At 33.6% G+C, this 15,733-nt stretch carries 10 protein-coding genes and 1 tRNA gene; 8 read left to right on the top strand and 3 right to left on the bottom strand.

Annotation, left to right across the window (positions count from 1 at the left end; genetic code table 11):
* Window position 1: 1 nt before the first annotated feature.
* A complete protein-coding gene (locus tag L1276_RS20150; protein ID WP_253791019.1) occupies window positions 2-2,149 on the bottom strand; it encodes a cation:proton antiporter in 2,148 nt (715 codons plus the stop codon).
* A gap of 319 nt (window positions 2,150-2,468) precedes the next feature.
* Between L1276_RS20150 and L1276_RS20145 the strand changes: the two genes are divergently transcribed.
* The 8 genes from L1276_RS20145 (at window position 2,469) to L1276_RS20110 (ending at window position 14,367) form a co-directional block, all read left to right on the top strand.
* Window positions 2,469-3,896: an L-serine ammonia-lyase gene (locus L1276_RS20145; protein ID WP_253791017.1), complete on the top strand. Its 1,428-nt coding sequence runs from the start codon at window positions 2,469-2,471 to the stop codon at window positions 3,894-3,896.
* A 105-nt stretch (window positions 3,897-4,001) separates the two neighbouring features.
* The gene (locus L1276_RS20140) at window positions 4,002-5,204 is read left to right on the top strand and encodes an SH3 domain-containing protein (RefSeq protein ID WP_253791015.1); all 1,203 of its coding nucleotides are present in this window, start codon (window positions 4,002-4,004) and stop codon (window positions 5,202-5,204) included.
* A 49-nt stretch (window positions 5,205-5,253) separates the two neighbouring features.
* Complete coding sequence (gene panB, locus L1276_RS20135; protein ID WP_253791013.1) at window positions 5,254-6,072, top strand: 3-methyl-2-oxobutanoate hydroxymethyltransferase; 819 nt, start codon at window positions 5,254-5,256, stop codon at window positions 6,070-6,072.
* Window positions 6,073-6,266: 194 nt separating this feature from the next.
* Window positions 6,267-6,956: an RluA family pseudouridine synthase gene (locus L1276_RS20130; protein ID WP_253791011.1), complete on the top strand. Its 690-nt coding sequence runs from the start codon at window positions 6,267-6,269 to the stop codon at window positions 6,954-6,956.
* 75 nt (window positions 6,957-7,031) lie between these two features.
* Complete coding sequence (locus tag L1276_RS20125) at window positions 7,032-8,360, top strand: aldehyde dehydrogenase (protein WP_253791009.1); 1,329 nt, start codon at window positions 7,032-7,034, stop codon at window positions 8,358-8,360.
* A gap of 121 nt (window positions 8,361-8,481) precedes the next feature.
* Window positions 8,482-9,276: a hypothetical protein gene (locus tag L1276_RS20120; protein ID WP_253791007.1), complete on the top strand. Its 795-nt coding sequence runs from the start codon at window positions 8,482-8,484 to the stop codon at window positions 9,274-9,276.
* Between the two features lie 97 nt (window positions 9,277-9,373).
* Window positions 9,374-13,426 carry a PAS domain S-box protein gene (locus tag L1276_RS20115; protein WP_253791005.1) on the top strand — a complete coding sequence of 1,351 codons (4,053 nt, stop codon included), beginning with the start codon at window positions 9,374-9,376 and terminating at the stop codon, window positions 13,424-13,426.
* A gap of 92 nt (window positions 13,427-13,518) precedes the next feature.
* Window positions 13,519-14,367 carry a neutral zinc metallopeptidase gene (locus tag L1276_RS20110; protein WP_253791003.1) on the top strand — a complete coding sequence of 283 codons (849 nt, stop codon included), beginning with the start codon at window positions 13,519-13,521 and terminating at the stop codon, window positions 14,365-14,367.
* Between the two features lie 297 nt (window positions 14,368-14,664).
* Here L1276_RS20110 and L1276_RS20105 read toward each other — a convergent pair.
* Window positions 14,665-14,738, bottom strand: a tRNA-His gene (locus L1276_RS20105).
* 77 nt (window positions 14,739-14,815) lie between these two features.
* The gene (gene bshB1, locus L1276_RS20100; RefSeq protein ID WP_253791001.1) at window positions 14,816-15,532 is read right to left on the bottom strand and encodes a bacillithiol biosynthesis deacetylase BshB1; all 717 of its coding nucleotides are present in this window, start codon (window positions 15,530-15,532) and stop codon (window positions 14,816-14,818) included.
* Window positions 15,533-15,733: the final 201 nt, after the last annotated feature.

The following is a 15,733-nucleotide window of genomic DNA, read 5'->3' as shown; positions in this document are numbered from 1 at the left end:
TCTAGCTTTTTTTCAAAATACTTCCTAAACCACGGCTAATCTGCTCAATTGCCTCCAGACTTTTGGTTAATGGCGTAGCAGTAAAATCTTCATAGGCATCCATAGCACTTTCTTTTCGATCGTCTTGCGGATAAACCAAAATGATATTATTATCGTTGAAGAATTTTTCAAATTTATGAGGAAGTCTGTCAAAAATAGAATGATAAGAAACCGAACCTTTTCGGGATAAATTGAAAACAATTAAATCAGTCGGGCGAATTTCATCTGAAATAGACTCGAAATCATCCCATTCCAATACACTTTTAAATCCTAATTTAGCATTTAGTCGAAGATTATTGGCAATCTGCTGAATGGTCTGATGCGTTTTATATTCGGCATAAATTACAATTGGAATACTTAATTCCTGAGATAATCTGCTGATTTTTTGCAATAAAAGCTGAAAACCAACTCCTCTTTCTGAAAATGGCGGGCAAACAAATACCAGTCTTTTTTCTTCTATAAAATTCTTCTGAAATCGGCAGATAAACAAACTTTTATCGATATTGTTGATAATCGAATCTACATTTTCTCCAAAGATTTTATCAAGAAAACCCGTTTTTCTAGGCCAGCCCACAATCACAATATCCGACATAATTTCTTTGGAAGTTCTAGCAATTCCACTTGCAGGATTATGATCGATTCTGGCAATTGTATTTATTTTTACTTCAGAAGCTGAACCCTGAATTACAAATTTATCAACTGCTTTTCTATACTTTAAAATGTTTTTTTCGGCCTGATCGTTATTCGGTACAATTGTTAAAAGCGTAACCGGATTTGATGATTTTTTATCTTTAATTAAAAGTGCAAAATCTAATAAGCTGGCTGTGGCCGAAGTTTTTGCCAGAGGGATCAAAATATGTTCGTCTAAAATTTGATCTTTATCAGCATTTTCATGCGAAACTTCTTCTTCGCAGATGGCAATTTTTTTCGCAGCCTTTTCAGTTGCAAAAGAAGCCACAATACAAGTTATCAGAATTAATATAATAGTTCCGTTTAAGATATTTTCATCCAGAATTTTAGCTTTAAAACCTACTAAAATTACAGCCAGAGTTGCAGCTGCGTGCGCACTGCTCAATCCGAAAATAAGCTGTCTTTCAGTTTTGGTATATTTAAAAACGATTTGAGTAAAAAATGCGGCAATCCATTTTCCAAAAATAGCTACAACACTCAAAGTTCCGGCTACAATTAAAGCTGTAGGCCCGCTTAAAATTACACTGATATCAACCAGCATTCCAACCGAAATCAGGAAAAACGGAATAAATAGAGCATTTCCAATAAACTCAATTCGATTCATCAAAGCTGACGAATGCGGAATTAAAGGATTCAACGCCAAACCGGCAACGAAAGCTCCTATAATAGGTTCTACTCCAGCTACTTCAGCCAAAAACGCCGCGAAGAAAACGACAGACAAAACAAAAATATAATGGGCGTGTTTTTCACTTTCTAATTTCTTAAAAAACCATTTGGCAATTCTTGGAATAACCAAAAACATAATAGCAGAGAAAATCGCCAATGAAACCCCCAATTTGATCCAAAATGCCTGATTTAGACTTCCTTGAGCACTTCCCATAATTACGGCCAGAATAATCAAAACAGCAGTATCGGTCAAAATCGTTCCTCCAACTGTAATGGCAACAGCCTGATTTTTTGCAATTCCCAGTTTGCTCACAATTGGGTATGCCACTAATGTGTGTGTTGCAAACATACTTGCCGTTAAAAAACTGGCGTTAAAATCGTATTTCAGCAAATAAAAACAAACCGGAAAACCTATTGAAAGCGGTAAAATGAAGGTAAAAAAACCAAATAATAAACTCTTGTTTCTATTGGCTTTAAATTCATTCATATCCAATTCTAGACCTGCAATAAACATGATATACAAAAGTCCTATTGTCGAGAATAAATCAACCGCAGAATTTTTTGCCAATATATTCAATCCGTGAGGTCCTATTATAACTCCAGAAATAATTAAACCAATGATTCCGGGAATATTTATTTTTTTTAATAAAATAGGCGACAGCAGAATAATGAAAAGTATTAATGAAAAAATCAATACTGGGTTGTTAAGAGGCAGTTCGAATTCCTGTAAAAAATGCTTGAAAAATTCTATCATAATGTAATTTTAATCTTCTTGTAGTATTCTAAATTTTTCGTAAAAGTACGGTAACGGCATTAAAACGAAATCCTTGGAGTTGATACAAACAGCAAGTCTAAAGAACCTAAAGAAATTACAGATTTAACCATTTGCATCCTTACAAAAATACCTAAAAAACGCAAACTTTATACGAAAAGCGCATATTAAACAATTAAATTTATTTCGTTGCCGAATTATTAAAATTTAATATATTTTTTAACAAATATGCAAGATTAATAATTGAAACTAAACTATCATTGCATTATTCAATTATCTTTGTCTTAACAAAAATTGAACAATGGAAGAATGTATCTCTGTTTTTGATATGCTTAAAATTGGCGTTGGCCCTTCAAGCTCACATACTTTGGGTCCTTGGAGAGCTGCTGAACGCTTTCTGGAAGAATTAAAAAGTGAGTCGATTTTAGACCAGATTAAACGAGTAAAAGTCGATTTATATGGTTCACTTTCCTTAACCGGAAAAGGTCACGCAACTGATTTGTCTGTCATGCTTGGTTTAAGCGGACAGGATCCTGAATATATTCCGGTTGAGAATATTGCAGGAATCATCAAAACTATTGAAGACACAAACGAGATTAATCTTTCAAACGAATATAAAATTCCTTTTTATTTTCTTCAGGATATCGTTTTCAATAAAGATTTTCTTCCTTTCCATGCTAACGGATTAAAATTTACGGCTTATAAAAATGATGATTCTGAATATGAATCTACATTTTATTCTATCGGCGGTGGTTTTGTGGTAAAAGAAGAACGCGAAAATGCCAAAATAAAAGAAGTTATAAAATGTGCTTTTCCGTTCCCAATTCAAAATGCGGTTGAGCTTTTAAACTATACGCTTTCTGAAAACAAATCTATTTCGGAAATTGTGTATGAAAATGAAAAATCAATGCGCTCTGAAGAAGAAATTCATTCAGAATTAATGCGTATTTGGAATACAATGCTGGAATGTATGTACATTGGCTGTCATACCGGAGGAATTCTTCCGGGCGGCTTACACGTTCGCAGAAGAGCTTTTGATATGCATCAAAATTTAATTGGTTTATCAAACTACACAGATCCGCAATCGTGGCTGGAAGAAATTAGAAAAACCGAAGTTAAATTTCGCCAGATTTTAAAATGGGTAAGCTGTTTTGCTCTTGCTGTAAATGAAGTAAATGCTTCTTTAGGCCGTGTTGTTACGGCGCCTACGAACGGAAGTGCAGGCGTTATTCCGGCCGTTTTAATGTATTACATGGTAATTGAAAACCATAATGCCGGCGAAAAAGAAATAAAACAATTTTTGATGGTTGCGGGAGAAATAGGCAGTATCTTTAAAAAAGGCTCTACAATCTCTGCTGCAATGGGAGGTTGTCAGGCCGAAATTGGTGTTTCGTCATCGATGGCTGCAGCGGCGCTTTGCGAACTAATGGGCGGTTCTCCTGCTCAGGTTTTAATGGCGGCCGAAATTGCAATGGAACATCATTTGGGTTTAACTTGTGACCCAATTGGCGGTTTGGTTCAGATTCCCTGTATCGAAAGAAATACAATGGGTGCCATAAAAGCTATAAATGCGGCCGAACTGGCTCTTGAAACAGATTCTAAAAATGCAAAAGTACCCTTAGATAAAGTGATCAACACCATGTGGCAGACAGCAAAAGATATGAATTCAAAATACAAAGAAACTTCAGAAGGAGGTCTTGCCGTTGCGGTAAACATGGCAGATTGCTAAGAATAAAACTGCCGCGAATTTCAGGATTTACACTAATTTCTATACTGATTGGTAAAAACAATTACTGTAATCGTGAAATTCGCGGCAGACAAAAACAAACACTTCATGAAAAAAATCTACTTTTTAATTGCATTCTGCTGCTCTGTTTTATTGCATTCTCAGGAACGTTATTTTCTTAATTCAGATACGCGTCTTTATACTTCTGCAAGTTCATCAGCTTCTTTTTTAGGCTATTTTAAATACGGTGCAGAAATCCGATTGTTATCTGGAAGCCAAAACGGGTGGTATAAAGTTCAGGCAGATAATTTTAATGAGGGATATGTTCAGGAGAGTTTTGTTACAACAAGATTAAATGCAAAAGATGTTAAAATTAAAGATACTGAAAACCCTATTTTAGAAGGCGGTGATGCGTATTATGGCGGTAATCATTTGTTTGTTCTTGTTGCTGGATTAAAAGCCAGAGCATTGCCGGATAAAAACTCAAAAATTAAAGAAATTCTTTTTACCGGAGATCCCGTTGCTGTAGATTATCTTCCTGTAAATCAAGATGAATGGGTAAATATAAATGGTAATTTCGACGAGGAATATGCGAGATATACACTAAGAAAATTTATTGGTTTAAGACCCAGCTTTGAATCCTTGCTTAAAGATTTTGATAAGCTTGATGTAAATGCGGTTTCTGATCGTAAAACAGTCAGCGAAAGAATTGTAGAACTGGCATGGAACAGCGAATATGCTAAACTAGAACCGGCATATCAAAGATATTACGAAGTAGTTAAACAGATTAATGATCCAAAATTAATTAGTGAAACCGAAATGAATATGGCTTTGGCCAAAGGCTTAGCGAAGCATAAACTATCGGAACAAATTATTGCTTTTACCAGAAAAATTGGATTCTTATTGGGCGATATCAAGACCGATACACCGATGCCGAATTTTACCCAAAAGCAATTATTGAAATTTTACGGAGATCCGGATAAAAAAGTAAAAATAAGTGATGAGTGCGGTCTTTATTTAAGCGATTTATTTTATTACTATCCCAATTTGGAAATTTCTGTAGATGAAAAGAAAAATAAGGCTGAAGTTATTAAAGTTTATGTGAGCCCAAATTATAAATTCATATTAAACACAAATGATTTTTTAGACAATTCTACGTCCGAAAAAGCTTTCATTGAAAAATATGGAACGTATATCGAAGCTTCATTGAAATCACCGCATAATTATTCTATCATAATGGAAGACAGTCAATTTAGAATTGTATTTAAAGATGGGAAGCTATTTTCTGTCGAAATATTCTTTTATTGCTGATTCCCCTTTTACAATTATTCATACTTTTACATTATCAAAAAAAATTAAAATGTCAGTAGCAAAAAAAGATTATAAAAGAATCACAACAAAGTCATTAATTGAAATGAAAAGCAACGGAGAAAAAATCTCTATGCTTACCGCGTATGATTACACAATGGCTAAAATTGTCGATACCGCAGGAGTCGATGTGATTTTAGTTGGAGATTCTGCTTCAAATGTTATGGCTGGCCATGAAACCACTCTGCCAATAACTTTAGACCAAATGATTTATCATGCTTCATCTGTAGTTCGTGCTGTAGAAAGAGGTTTAGTTGTGGTGGATCTGCCTTTTGGAAGTTACCAGTCAGATCCTAAAGAAGCGCTGCGCTCTGCTATCAGAATCATGAAAGAAAGCGGCGGGCACGCTGTAAAATTAGAAGGCGGAAAAGAAATTAAAGAATCTATCAAAAAAATATTAAACGCAGGAATTCCAGTTATGGGACATTTAGGCTTAACACCTCAGTCTATTTATAAATTTGGAACTTACAGCGTTCGTGCAAAAGAAGAACAAGAAGCTGAAAAATTAATTGAAGATGCCAAAATGCTTGAAAAAATAGGCTGTTTTGGAGTTGTCCTTGAGAAAATTCCTGCTGATTTAGCTGAAAAAGTAGCCAAAAGTATTTCAATTCCTGTTATCGGAATTGGTGCAGGCGGCGGCGTTGACGGACAGGTTTTAGTTATTCATGATATGTTAGGAATGAATAATGAATTTAGCCCCCGTTTCTTGCGTCGTTACTTAAACTTATACGAAGAAATGACTCAAGCAATTGGTCAATATGCTGCTGATGTTAAGTCTAGCGATTTCCCAAATGCTAATGAACAGTATTAGTTTTTTAAGACACTAAGTCGCTAAGGTTCTGAGATGCTAAGTTTTTTAGGCACAAAGATTCAAAGCAACAAAGGTTCAAAGGCTTTTTTTAAAATTCAAAAAATAATTGCCTCCAGCTTTAGCTGGAGGTATATTTTTTAAGCCTGTATATTGGGCTTTAGCCAAATTATTACACTAAAATTTTATATTTTCAAATGAAAATTATTTCAGATAAAAACAATCTCCAAATTCTTCATGAAGACAATCACATTATTGTAGTTAACAAACGCGTTGGTGATATTGTGCAAGGCGATAAAACAGGGGACAAACCTTTATCTGATGTTGTAAAGGAATACATAAAAGACAAATACAATAAACCTGGTGATGTTTTTCTGGGTGTAATTCATCGTTTAGACCGCCCTACAACCGGAATTGTGGTTTTTGCGAGAACGAGTAAAGCATTATCACGAATGAACGAATTGTTCAGCAATCGTGAAACTAAAAAAACGTATTGGGCAGTTGTAAAAAATAAACCTGTTGAAGCTGCTGCAAAATTGGTTCATTATTTAAAAAGAAACGAGAAAAACAATACTTCAAAAGCACATTTAAAAGAAGTTCCTGAGAGTAAACTGGCAAGTCTGGATTATAAAATCATCAAAGAACTTCAAAATTATACGGCTCTTGAAATCAATCTTCATACAGGACGTCATCATCAAATTAGAGCACAATTCTCAGCAATTGGTTCTCCAATAAAAGGAGATTTAAAATATGGAGCTGACCGAAGCAATCCTGATGGAGGCATTCATCTTCATGCCAGAAAACTGTTTTTTATTCATCCGGTTACAAAAGAAAACATTACAATTATTGCCCCGGTTCCGGATGAAACGATTTGGAATGCAGTATGATTTTATGATTAAATTGTTAATTTTTTAATTTTTATCGATTAACTTGCATATCCTAAAAAACAAGCTGATCACAAAATGGACTTCAAAAACGATATTGGTTACCGAAAAGAAACTCTGAAAAAGTTATTATATAACATTCAGAAAAATGAAGATCTGATTGTAAAAGCTTTGTATGATGACTTCAAAAAACCTGAATTTGAAGCTGTTTTAACCGAAACTAATTATGTTATTTCGGAACTAAAAGATACTATTAAAAACATTAGTTCCTGGGCTAAACCAAAACGCGTTGTCCCCTCTCTTTTAAACTTTCCTTCTGCAGATTATATTTATAAAGAACCATACGGAAATGTTTTAGTAATTGCTCCCTGGAATTATCCCTTTCAGCTCGCTTTGTGTCCGCTTATTGCTGCTGTTGCTGCCGGAAACCGAGTAGTTTTAAAACCTTCAGAACTTACACCTCACACCTCTTCTATCATTGCCAAATTAATCGAAAAAACATTCCACATCAGTCATGTAGAAGTTTTTGAAGGCGGTGTTGAAGTTTCAAACAAATTATTGGCAGAACGCTGGGATTATATTTTTTTTACCGGAAGTGTTTCCGTTGGAAAAATCATAGCAAAAGCTGCTGCCGAAAACCTGACTCCGGTTACCTTAGAATTGGGCGGAAAAAACCCTTGTGTGGTCGATGAAACTGCCAATTTAAAATTAGCAGCAAAACGAATTGTGTGGGGAAAATTCATAAACGCCGGCCAAACCTGCATTGCTCCTGATTACATTTTGATTCAGAAGAATATGAAAGTCAATTTCATTTCTTTTCTGATGGAAGAAATCGTCAATGCTTATGGCAAAAAAATGGACAAATCGCCTGATTTTGCCCGAATTATTAATACTAAAAACTGGGTGCGCTTAGATCAGATGATTGAGCGCGAAAAAGTAATTTTTGGAGGAGAAACCAATCATGATAAACTATACATTTCACCTACTTTAATCGAAGAACCAAGTTTAGACAGCCCCGTAATGAAGGAAGAAATTTTTGGCCCGATTTTGCCAATTCTAACTTACGAAACCGAAGCAGAAATTCATAACATCATCAGTAAGTACGAAAAACCTCTCGCATTTTATATTTTTAGCGAAAATAAATCTTTTACTAAAAAATTAATCGCAAATTACTCTTTTGGAGGTGGTTGTATAAACGACACAGTTGTTCATTTTTCTAATAAAAGACTGCCTTTTGGCGGTGTTGGGCACAGCGGTATTGGAGCTTATCACGGTCAGATGAGCTTTGATACTTTTTCTCATCATAAAGCAATAGTTAAAAAAGGAAACTGGCTCGATTTACCAATGAGATACGCTCCTTACAAAGACAAACTGGTTTCAATTAAACGAATTTTAGACTGGATTTAAGATTCGAAAACAATTTCGTAATGTTTTCTAGATTTTTATACGGAATTGATTAAAAATATTATATTTACGTCAAGCAATTAATATAGTAAAACGTAAAATATAAAACAACTTTACCTTTAAAATGAAATCTACACTTGACCAAATTGAAGACATCAAAAAAGATGGCTATTCGATAGACTTTTCTACTGTATTTAATTACGCTGTTGAGAATTACAAAAAAATCGCCTTATACTCCGGACTTATAATTCTGGTCTTTTCGGTTGTGGTTGTATCTGTAATTATGGGGCTGGCGGTTGCTTTTTATGGCGTGCAGAGTTTTTCTGAGAGTTTTATAGAAAATTTTAAAATTGAAAACCTAAGTTATGTACAGCAGATAATCACTGCGGTTTCTTTTGCGGCGGTTACAGCGATATTTGCTCCGCTTGGCGCAGGATTTTTAAAAATGGCCGATTGTGCAGATAAAGATGAAACTTTTAATGTTTCGACAATCTTCACCTATTACAGCTCGCCTTATTTCCTTCAATTGTTTTCGGTTGCTTTTATTATAGGACTTGCAACAAATGGAATCTCTTATTTTACTGAAAGTTTAGGTTTTGGTTATTTAGGAACAGGCGTGTCATTATTCGTTAATTTTTTCACTTTTTTCACAATTCCGCTGATCATTTTTGGAAACTTAAATGCTATAGATGCTATAAAATCAAGTTTAATTTTAGTGAGTAAAAATCCAGTTACGATATTCTTACTGTTTATCGTAGGTTTTCTTGGATCATTAGTAGGACTTGTAGGCTGCTGTATTGGAATAATTTTTACAGCCGTTTTTAATACATCCATAACTTACGCAGCTTATTTCTCTATTTTTAATGAAGAAGAAAAGAAGGATTCAATAGATTCAATTGGAAGATCGGATTTAGAATAAACTAAAAATTCCAGAATAAATAAGAGCTTAACCTACTCTTGTCAGGATTTTTTTTTTACAAATACCATTTACTAAACCAAAAACATCCCCAAAATTTATGGGAGAAAACTATAGTTTTTTCAATTTATTGGTTTCAGGAATTGCCGGTTATGGCAATACCCTGAAATCAATTATGACAAACTGGTACGTTTTCAACTCAGATATTATCTTCTATAACAATCCTAAACTTATCCTTCTAGGCTTTTCACTGTTGGGATTTTTATCTTTGTTAGTCTATCAATTTTTTAGAATTAAAGCCAAAATTGGAAATTTCATAGAAAAAAAGAAAGAAACCGATACGGCGGGAAGAGAATATCAGCTTTATATTTTATTCTTTGGAATTGCAGTAATTGTAATCGAAATTATAAATGAAATTTTTAAAATAAGACCAAAAAGTTTACTGATTATAAACGTTTCAATTGGTTTTTCGGTACTTCTAAGCTACCTCATAACTGATAAAGTTAAATGGCTTCGGGACAGAATTCAGAAAATATTCATTTTTTGTTTTTTTCTCTATATGGCTTATGTGAGCTATAACATTGTCACTTTTACTAAAGACGTAGTTCCGGTAATTGTTTTTTTAATCTCATTTTTCTTCTCTTATAATATTTTAAAACCAATAAAAGTGTATTGGCTTTTTGTAGCAATCATGTTTGGCTTTTTATTTTTAACGGTTACATTTCAATTAATTCCACTAAAATCATCCATCTTATTAATTAATTTCTGCATTTTAATATTCATTATAAATCAGGTCAAATATGCAGTTTTATTAAACAACAGAGACAATTTTAGATTTGCAAATGAGATTGTGCATAAAGGAAATTCTTTAACAATTGCAACAGACCAAAAAGGTGAGGTTTTATTTTGCAGTGAAACCATCAACTCTATCTTGGGATATTATCCTGAAGAAGTTATGGGATTAAATTTCTGGAAACTTACCAAAGGCGAAAAATACACTGCCAATCTTCACCCAATACACCATCATGAAAATAAAATTTATACTCGGAAATTAAAGACCAAAAACGGAGAATATAAATACATACAATGGAAAGATAAAAAATTTTCTGATGATTTAATTATCAGCATTGGCCAGGATGTTACAGAACAGGTTCTAGTTCAGGATCAATATAAAAACCTAATCCAAACTGCAACTGATATTATTTTTGAGGTGGATGCCGATGGTCATTTTACTTTTATAAATGAATTTGCCTATTCTGTTTTAGGCTATTCAGAAAATGAAATTGTTGGAAAACATTACTCCAATTTTATTCATGAAACTTATTCCATGAGTGCCGTTGATTTTTATGAGAATTTTGAAAACAACGGATATAAATTTCCTATAATTGAACTTCCTATTTTAAAGAAAAACGGGCTTGAATTATGGATTTCTCAAAAGATTATTATTCGTAAAAATGATTTAGGACAGACTATTGGTTTTGCAGGTATAGCAAGAGATATAACCGAAATCAAAAATGCTGAAAACGAGAAAAAAAGGCGTCTGGAAAAAATTGAAGCCTACAACAATTCCACCAAAAAACTATCAACCACAGATTTTAGCACTTACGATAACTTAAATACAGTTATCGATTATATTATCAGAGAAGCTTCGACTGTCAGTAAATCAAACAGGGTGAGTTTTTGGAAATACTACAAAGATTTAATTACCTGTAAAAACCTTTACAGCATTGATAATCAAAACCTGACTGATAAAAATATTTTAGATAAAGAATCCTATCCAATCTATTTTGAAACCTTAAAAAACAAAGCCATAATAAATGCTCCGGATGTTTTTAATAAATTAGAAACGTCTGAATTTCAAAAACTTTATTTCACAAAAAATCACATAAAGTCGATGCTGGATGTTCCCATTTTCTTAAGCGGACAATTGGCCGGCGTGGTTTGTTTTGAAAGCACAGAGGAACAGAGGGACTGGGACAACGAAGACATTAATTATGCCCGAACTATTTCTGACGTTATTTCGCTCGCAATCTCAATGCAGATGCGTTTAGAAACCGAACGTAGATTAGAATTTAAAAGTCAGCTTTTATCGGCACTTTCCCTTTGTACCGAGAAATTTTTGCTTAGTAAATCGACACAGCAGATGTTTCAGGAAACGTATGATTTAATTGGAAAAGCTTCAAAAGCAGATCATATGTTTTATTACGAAAGGGACTTTTCAACCAATACCGTAACTCAAAAATACAAATGGTCAAGACAAGGAATTGCGCATCAAATAACACCGCTGCGCCATATGACCGAAGACAATTTAAAAGAAATTTTTGAGGCTGCAAAAAACAAACGTATCGTAAATACTTTTACCCGAAAACTCGAAGATTCGTTTTTTAAACAATTATTAATCAACAATGAAATCAAGTCTATTTTAGTTCTTCCGCTTTATATCAATGATATTTTTACCGGATTTATTGGTTTTGATGACTGCAGCACTGAAAGAAAATGGTCTGAAGAAGAAATCTATATTTTTCAGGTTTTAGCCAATAATATTTCATCGGCTTTAGAAAGAAATCGTAACGAATCTAAAATTATTGAAAGCGAAGAAAAGTTCAAATTAATCGCAAACAATATTCCGGGAACCGTTTATTTATCAAAATTTGATGCTTTTTCTACCAAGATCTTTTTAAATGATGAAATTCAAAATCTTACAGGATATTCTAAAGTAGAATTTATAGAAAATAATCTATCCTTTCTATCTCTTATACATCATGACGATCGCGATGAAGTAATTAACAATCAGATCGATAATCTTCAAAATGGAATGCCTTTGCATAATATTTACCGAATTAAGCGAAAAACCGGCGAATATATTTGGGTTGAAGAATTTGGTGACGTAATAAAAAAAGGCGACGAAATTGAATTTGTGGGTGGTATTTATTTTGATATCACCAATAAAAAAGAAACTGAAGATGCTATTAAAGCCAAACAATTAGCAGAAGCAGCGAATAAATCAAAATCTGATTTTCTGGCCAATATGTCGCATGAAATCAGAACTCCGCTAAACGGTATTATTGGTTTTACCCATTTATTGATGAAAACCGAACTTGAAGAGATTCAGGAAAAATACATGACAACAATTAATCAATCGGCTCATTCATTGTTGGAAATTATAAATGATATTCTGGATTTTTCTAAAATTGAAGCTGGAAAGCTGGAACTTTTTATTGATTTATATGACATCAAAAAAGTATTGGGCCAGGTTTTTGATTTGATTGTTTTTGAATCTAATCAAAAAAGTCTGCAATTAGAACTCAATGTAGATCAGGATGTACCTAAATATATTTGGACAGATATTGTTAGAATTAAACAAATTTTGATAAATCTGCTTTCAAACGCGGTAAAATTTACTAATGAGGGATCCATAAAACTGAATGTTTCAGTTTTATCTAAAACAAAAAACAATTTTTGCTCGATACGTTTTTCTGTAATTGATACCGGAATTGGAATCATGGAGAAAAACCAAAAGAAGATTTTTAAAGCTTTTTCACAGGCAGATAGTTCTACAACGAGAAAGTTTGGCGGAACGGGTTTAGGATTAACGATCTCAAATCAGCTCTTGGCTTTAATGGAAAGCCGATTACAACTGGAAAGCAAAATTGGTGAGGGAAGTAACTTTTTCTTTGACTTAAATTTAAAAACCAGCAACCAGAGTATAAATGAAAAATACAATAACGAACTTAAAAGCATCAGTTTAAAATCTCAAATTGATAAAAATGGCGCCAACAACAAAAATATTCGTTTTTTAATTGTTGAAGATAATAAGGTTAATATGCTGCTTTTAAAAACAATTGTAAAAAACTTATATCAAAATGCTTTTATTTTTGAGTGTGAAAATGGCTATGAAGCGGTAAAACAGTTTGAAAGTATTAACCCCAATCTTGTTTTTATGGATATTCAAATGCCAATTATGAATGGCTACGAAACCACAAAAGCTATTAGAAATACTATCAGCGGTAAAAATATACCTATCATTGCGGTAACCGCAGGCGCTGAAAAAGAAGAACGAAATAAATGCATCTCTGCCGGAATGGACGATTATATTTCAAAACCAATTATGAAAGGAACAGTAGAGGAAACTTTAGAAAAGTGGTTAAAATAATTGAAACTAATTACTGCTAAATCATACGTTTTTCCCAAAAATTATATAAATTCGTACAAGAAAAAACGCAAAAAGCTTAAAAACAATTTACTATGAAATGGCAAGGCAGAAGACAAAGTGATAATGTTGAAGACCGAAGATCGATTTCCGGCGGAAAAGTTGCCGTTGGAGGAGGTATTATTGGTATCATTATTTTACTGGTAAATGTTTTTGGCGGTGAAAATGCCCAGCTTATTACTCCTGTTCTGGAGCAATTACAAGGCGGAGGACAAACACAAACTGAAGCCGCAACTCCATTAAGTAAAGAAGATGAGGAAATGGGACAATTTGTAAAAGTTATTCTGGCCGATAATGAAGACATTTGGGGAAAAATATTTACTGAACATGGAATGACATATAAAAACCCAAAATTGGTTCTTTTTAGAGGCTCTGTTCAAACTTCCTGCGGTGGTGCTTCATCTGCATCAGGACCTTTTTATTGTCCCGCAGATCAAAAAGTATACATGGATTTAGGTTTCTTTGAAGAACTTAAAACAAAATTTGGTGCTAAAGGCGGTGATTTTGCAATTGCATACGTAATAGCACACGAAATTGGACATCATGTGCAGACGCTTTTGGGCACTTCTGCCAAAATGCATCGTGAACAGGAAGGCAAAAGCCAGGCAGATGCCAATAAACTTTCAGTTGCCCTGGAATTACAAGCCGATTTTTATGCGGGTGTATGGGCGCATTACAATCAGGAAAATTTAGATGAAGGCGATATCGAAGAAGCTTTAAGCGCAGCAAATGCAGTGGGTGACGATGCTATTCAAAGTAAAATGCAAGGACAAATTGTTCCCGATTCCTTTACACACGGAACTTCTGAACAGAGAATGTACTGGTTTAAAAAAGGTTTTAAATCAGGAGATATTAAGCAAGGCACCACTTTCGATGAAATTTGATAATACATAAACCAAATATAATAACCGCTAAAAGCATGATTTAACCGTCATGCTTTTTTTTGTTTTTTATTGAACCATATAAGTTATATAAGGTCATTTTAGATTTGCTTTTTGATTGTTTTAATGAAAATTAATTAGATCATATATAAAATACAATAAGTATTTTTTAAACTTAATAATTACAGCATTCAAGCCTAAATCTAAATTGACCTTATATAACTTATATGGTTTAAAAAAAAGAGGCAAAAAAATAAACGCACAAAAAAAGCCTTGAATTTCTTCAAGGCTTTAAATCTGGGTGGCTGACCGGGTTCGAACCGGCGACCCGCGGCACCACAAACCGCTACTCTAACCAGCTGAGCTACAACCACCATTTTTGCTTAGCGAGTGCAAATATAGAACAAAGGTTCAGTTCTACAAAGAAAAAAACGAAAAATTTTCATAAAAATTACATCAAATCCTGTAAGCTATTGACTGCCAAACATCTTTCAACGGTAAAACCTTCGGCAAAATCTTTCCCAACTAACCTTCCTAAGTCCTGCGCACGATAATTTAAACTCTCAAAGAAGTTTTTACTCGTAATTGGCGTTGCAGGTTCTTTTGAATTTGGATCATAAAATTGCGTTTTATAAGCCATTACAGCTTCTATTTTCTTTTCTTCAAAACCAGTAATATCTACTACAAAATCTGGAGTAAGATTTTTCCACTGAATATAATGATATACCACTTTTGGTCTCCATGGCTCTTGTTTCTCTCCGTCAATCGAAGTTTCAATTTTCATCAAACCAGATAGAAAACAAGCATCAGAAACTAATTTACTTCCTTTTCCGTGATCAATATGGCGATCATCAACTGCATTGCACAATACAATTTCCGGTTTATACTTTCTAATCATTTTTATGACTTCTAATTGATGTTTTTCATCATTCACAAAAAAACCATCGCGCAAGCCTAAATTTTCGCGAACTAAAACACCTAAAATCTTTGCAGCGTCTTTTGCTTCCTGATCTCTGGTTTCGGCCGTTCCACGCGTTCCTAATTCGCCGCGGGTTAAATCAACAATACCTACTTTTTTCCCAAGGGAAACTTCTTTTAAAATGGTCCCAGCACAACCCAATTCTACATCATCCGGATGCGCGCCAAAGGCTAATATATCTAACTTCATAACTTTCAATATCAATGTCAAAATCAATTTTAATAACTATTCTCTAAAATTAAATTTGATCTTATCTTTATTCTTTTCTCTATTTTCTTTTATCTTTATTCTTTCCTCTTTCCTCTATCTTCTTTCCTCTATCTTCTTTCCTCTATCTTCTTTCCTCTATCTTCTTTCCTCTATCTTCTTTCCTCTATCTTCTTTCCTCTA

Origin of the sequence: Flavobacterium sp. HSC-32F16 (assembly GCF_024171645.1) — a bacterium.
GTDB lineage: Bacteria > Bacteroidota > Bacteroidia > Flavobacteriales > Flavobacteriaceae > Flavobacterium.
This window is presented reverse-complemented; position numbering and strand designations above follow the sequence as displayed.

Coding starts and splice junctions, on each gene's coding strand:
- L1276_RS20150 (WP_253791019.1), bottom strand. CDS start 2,149: ATGATAGAATTTTTCAAGCATTTTTTACAGGAATTCGAACTGCCTCTT.
- L1276_RS20145 (WP_253791017.1), top strand. CDS start 2,469: ATGGAAGAATGTATCTCTGTTTTTGATATGCTTAAAATTGGCGTTGGC.
- L1276_RS20140 (WP_253791015.1), top strand. CDS start 4,002: ATGAAAAAAATCTACTTTTTAATTGCATTCTGCTGCTCTGTTTTATTG.
- panB (WP_253791013.1), top strand. CDS start 5,254: ATGTCAGTAGCAAAAAAAGATTATAAAAGAATCACAACAAAGTCATTA.
- L1276_RS20130 (WP_253791011.1), top strand. CDS start 6,267: ATGAAAATTATTTCAGATAAAAACAATCTCCAAATTCTTCATGAAGAC.
- L1276_RS20125 (WP_253791009.1), top strand. CDS start 7,032: ATGGACTTCAAAAACGATATTGGTTACCGAAAAGAAACTCTGAAAAAG.
- L1276_RS20120 (WP_253791007.1), top strand. CDS start 8,482: ATGAAATCTACACTTGACCAAATTGAAGACATCAAAAAAGATGGCTAT.
- L1276_RS20115 (WP_253791005.1), top strand. CDS start 9,374: ATGGGAGAAAACTATAGTTTTTTCAATTTATTGGTTTCAGGAATTGCC.
- L1276_RS20110 (WP_253791003.1), top strand. CDS start 13,519: ATGAAATGGCAAGGCAGAAGACAAAGTGATAATGTTGAAGACCGAAGA.
- bshB1 (WP_253791001.1), bottom strand. CDS start 15,532: ATGAAGTTAGATATATTAGCCTTTGGCGCGCATCCGGATGATGTAGAA.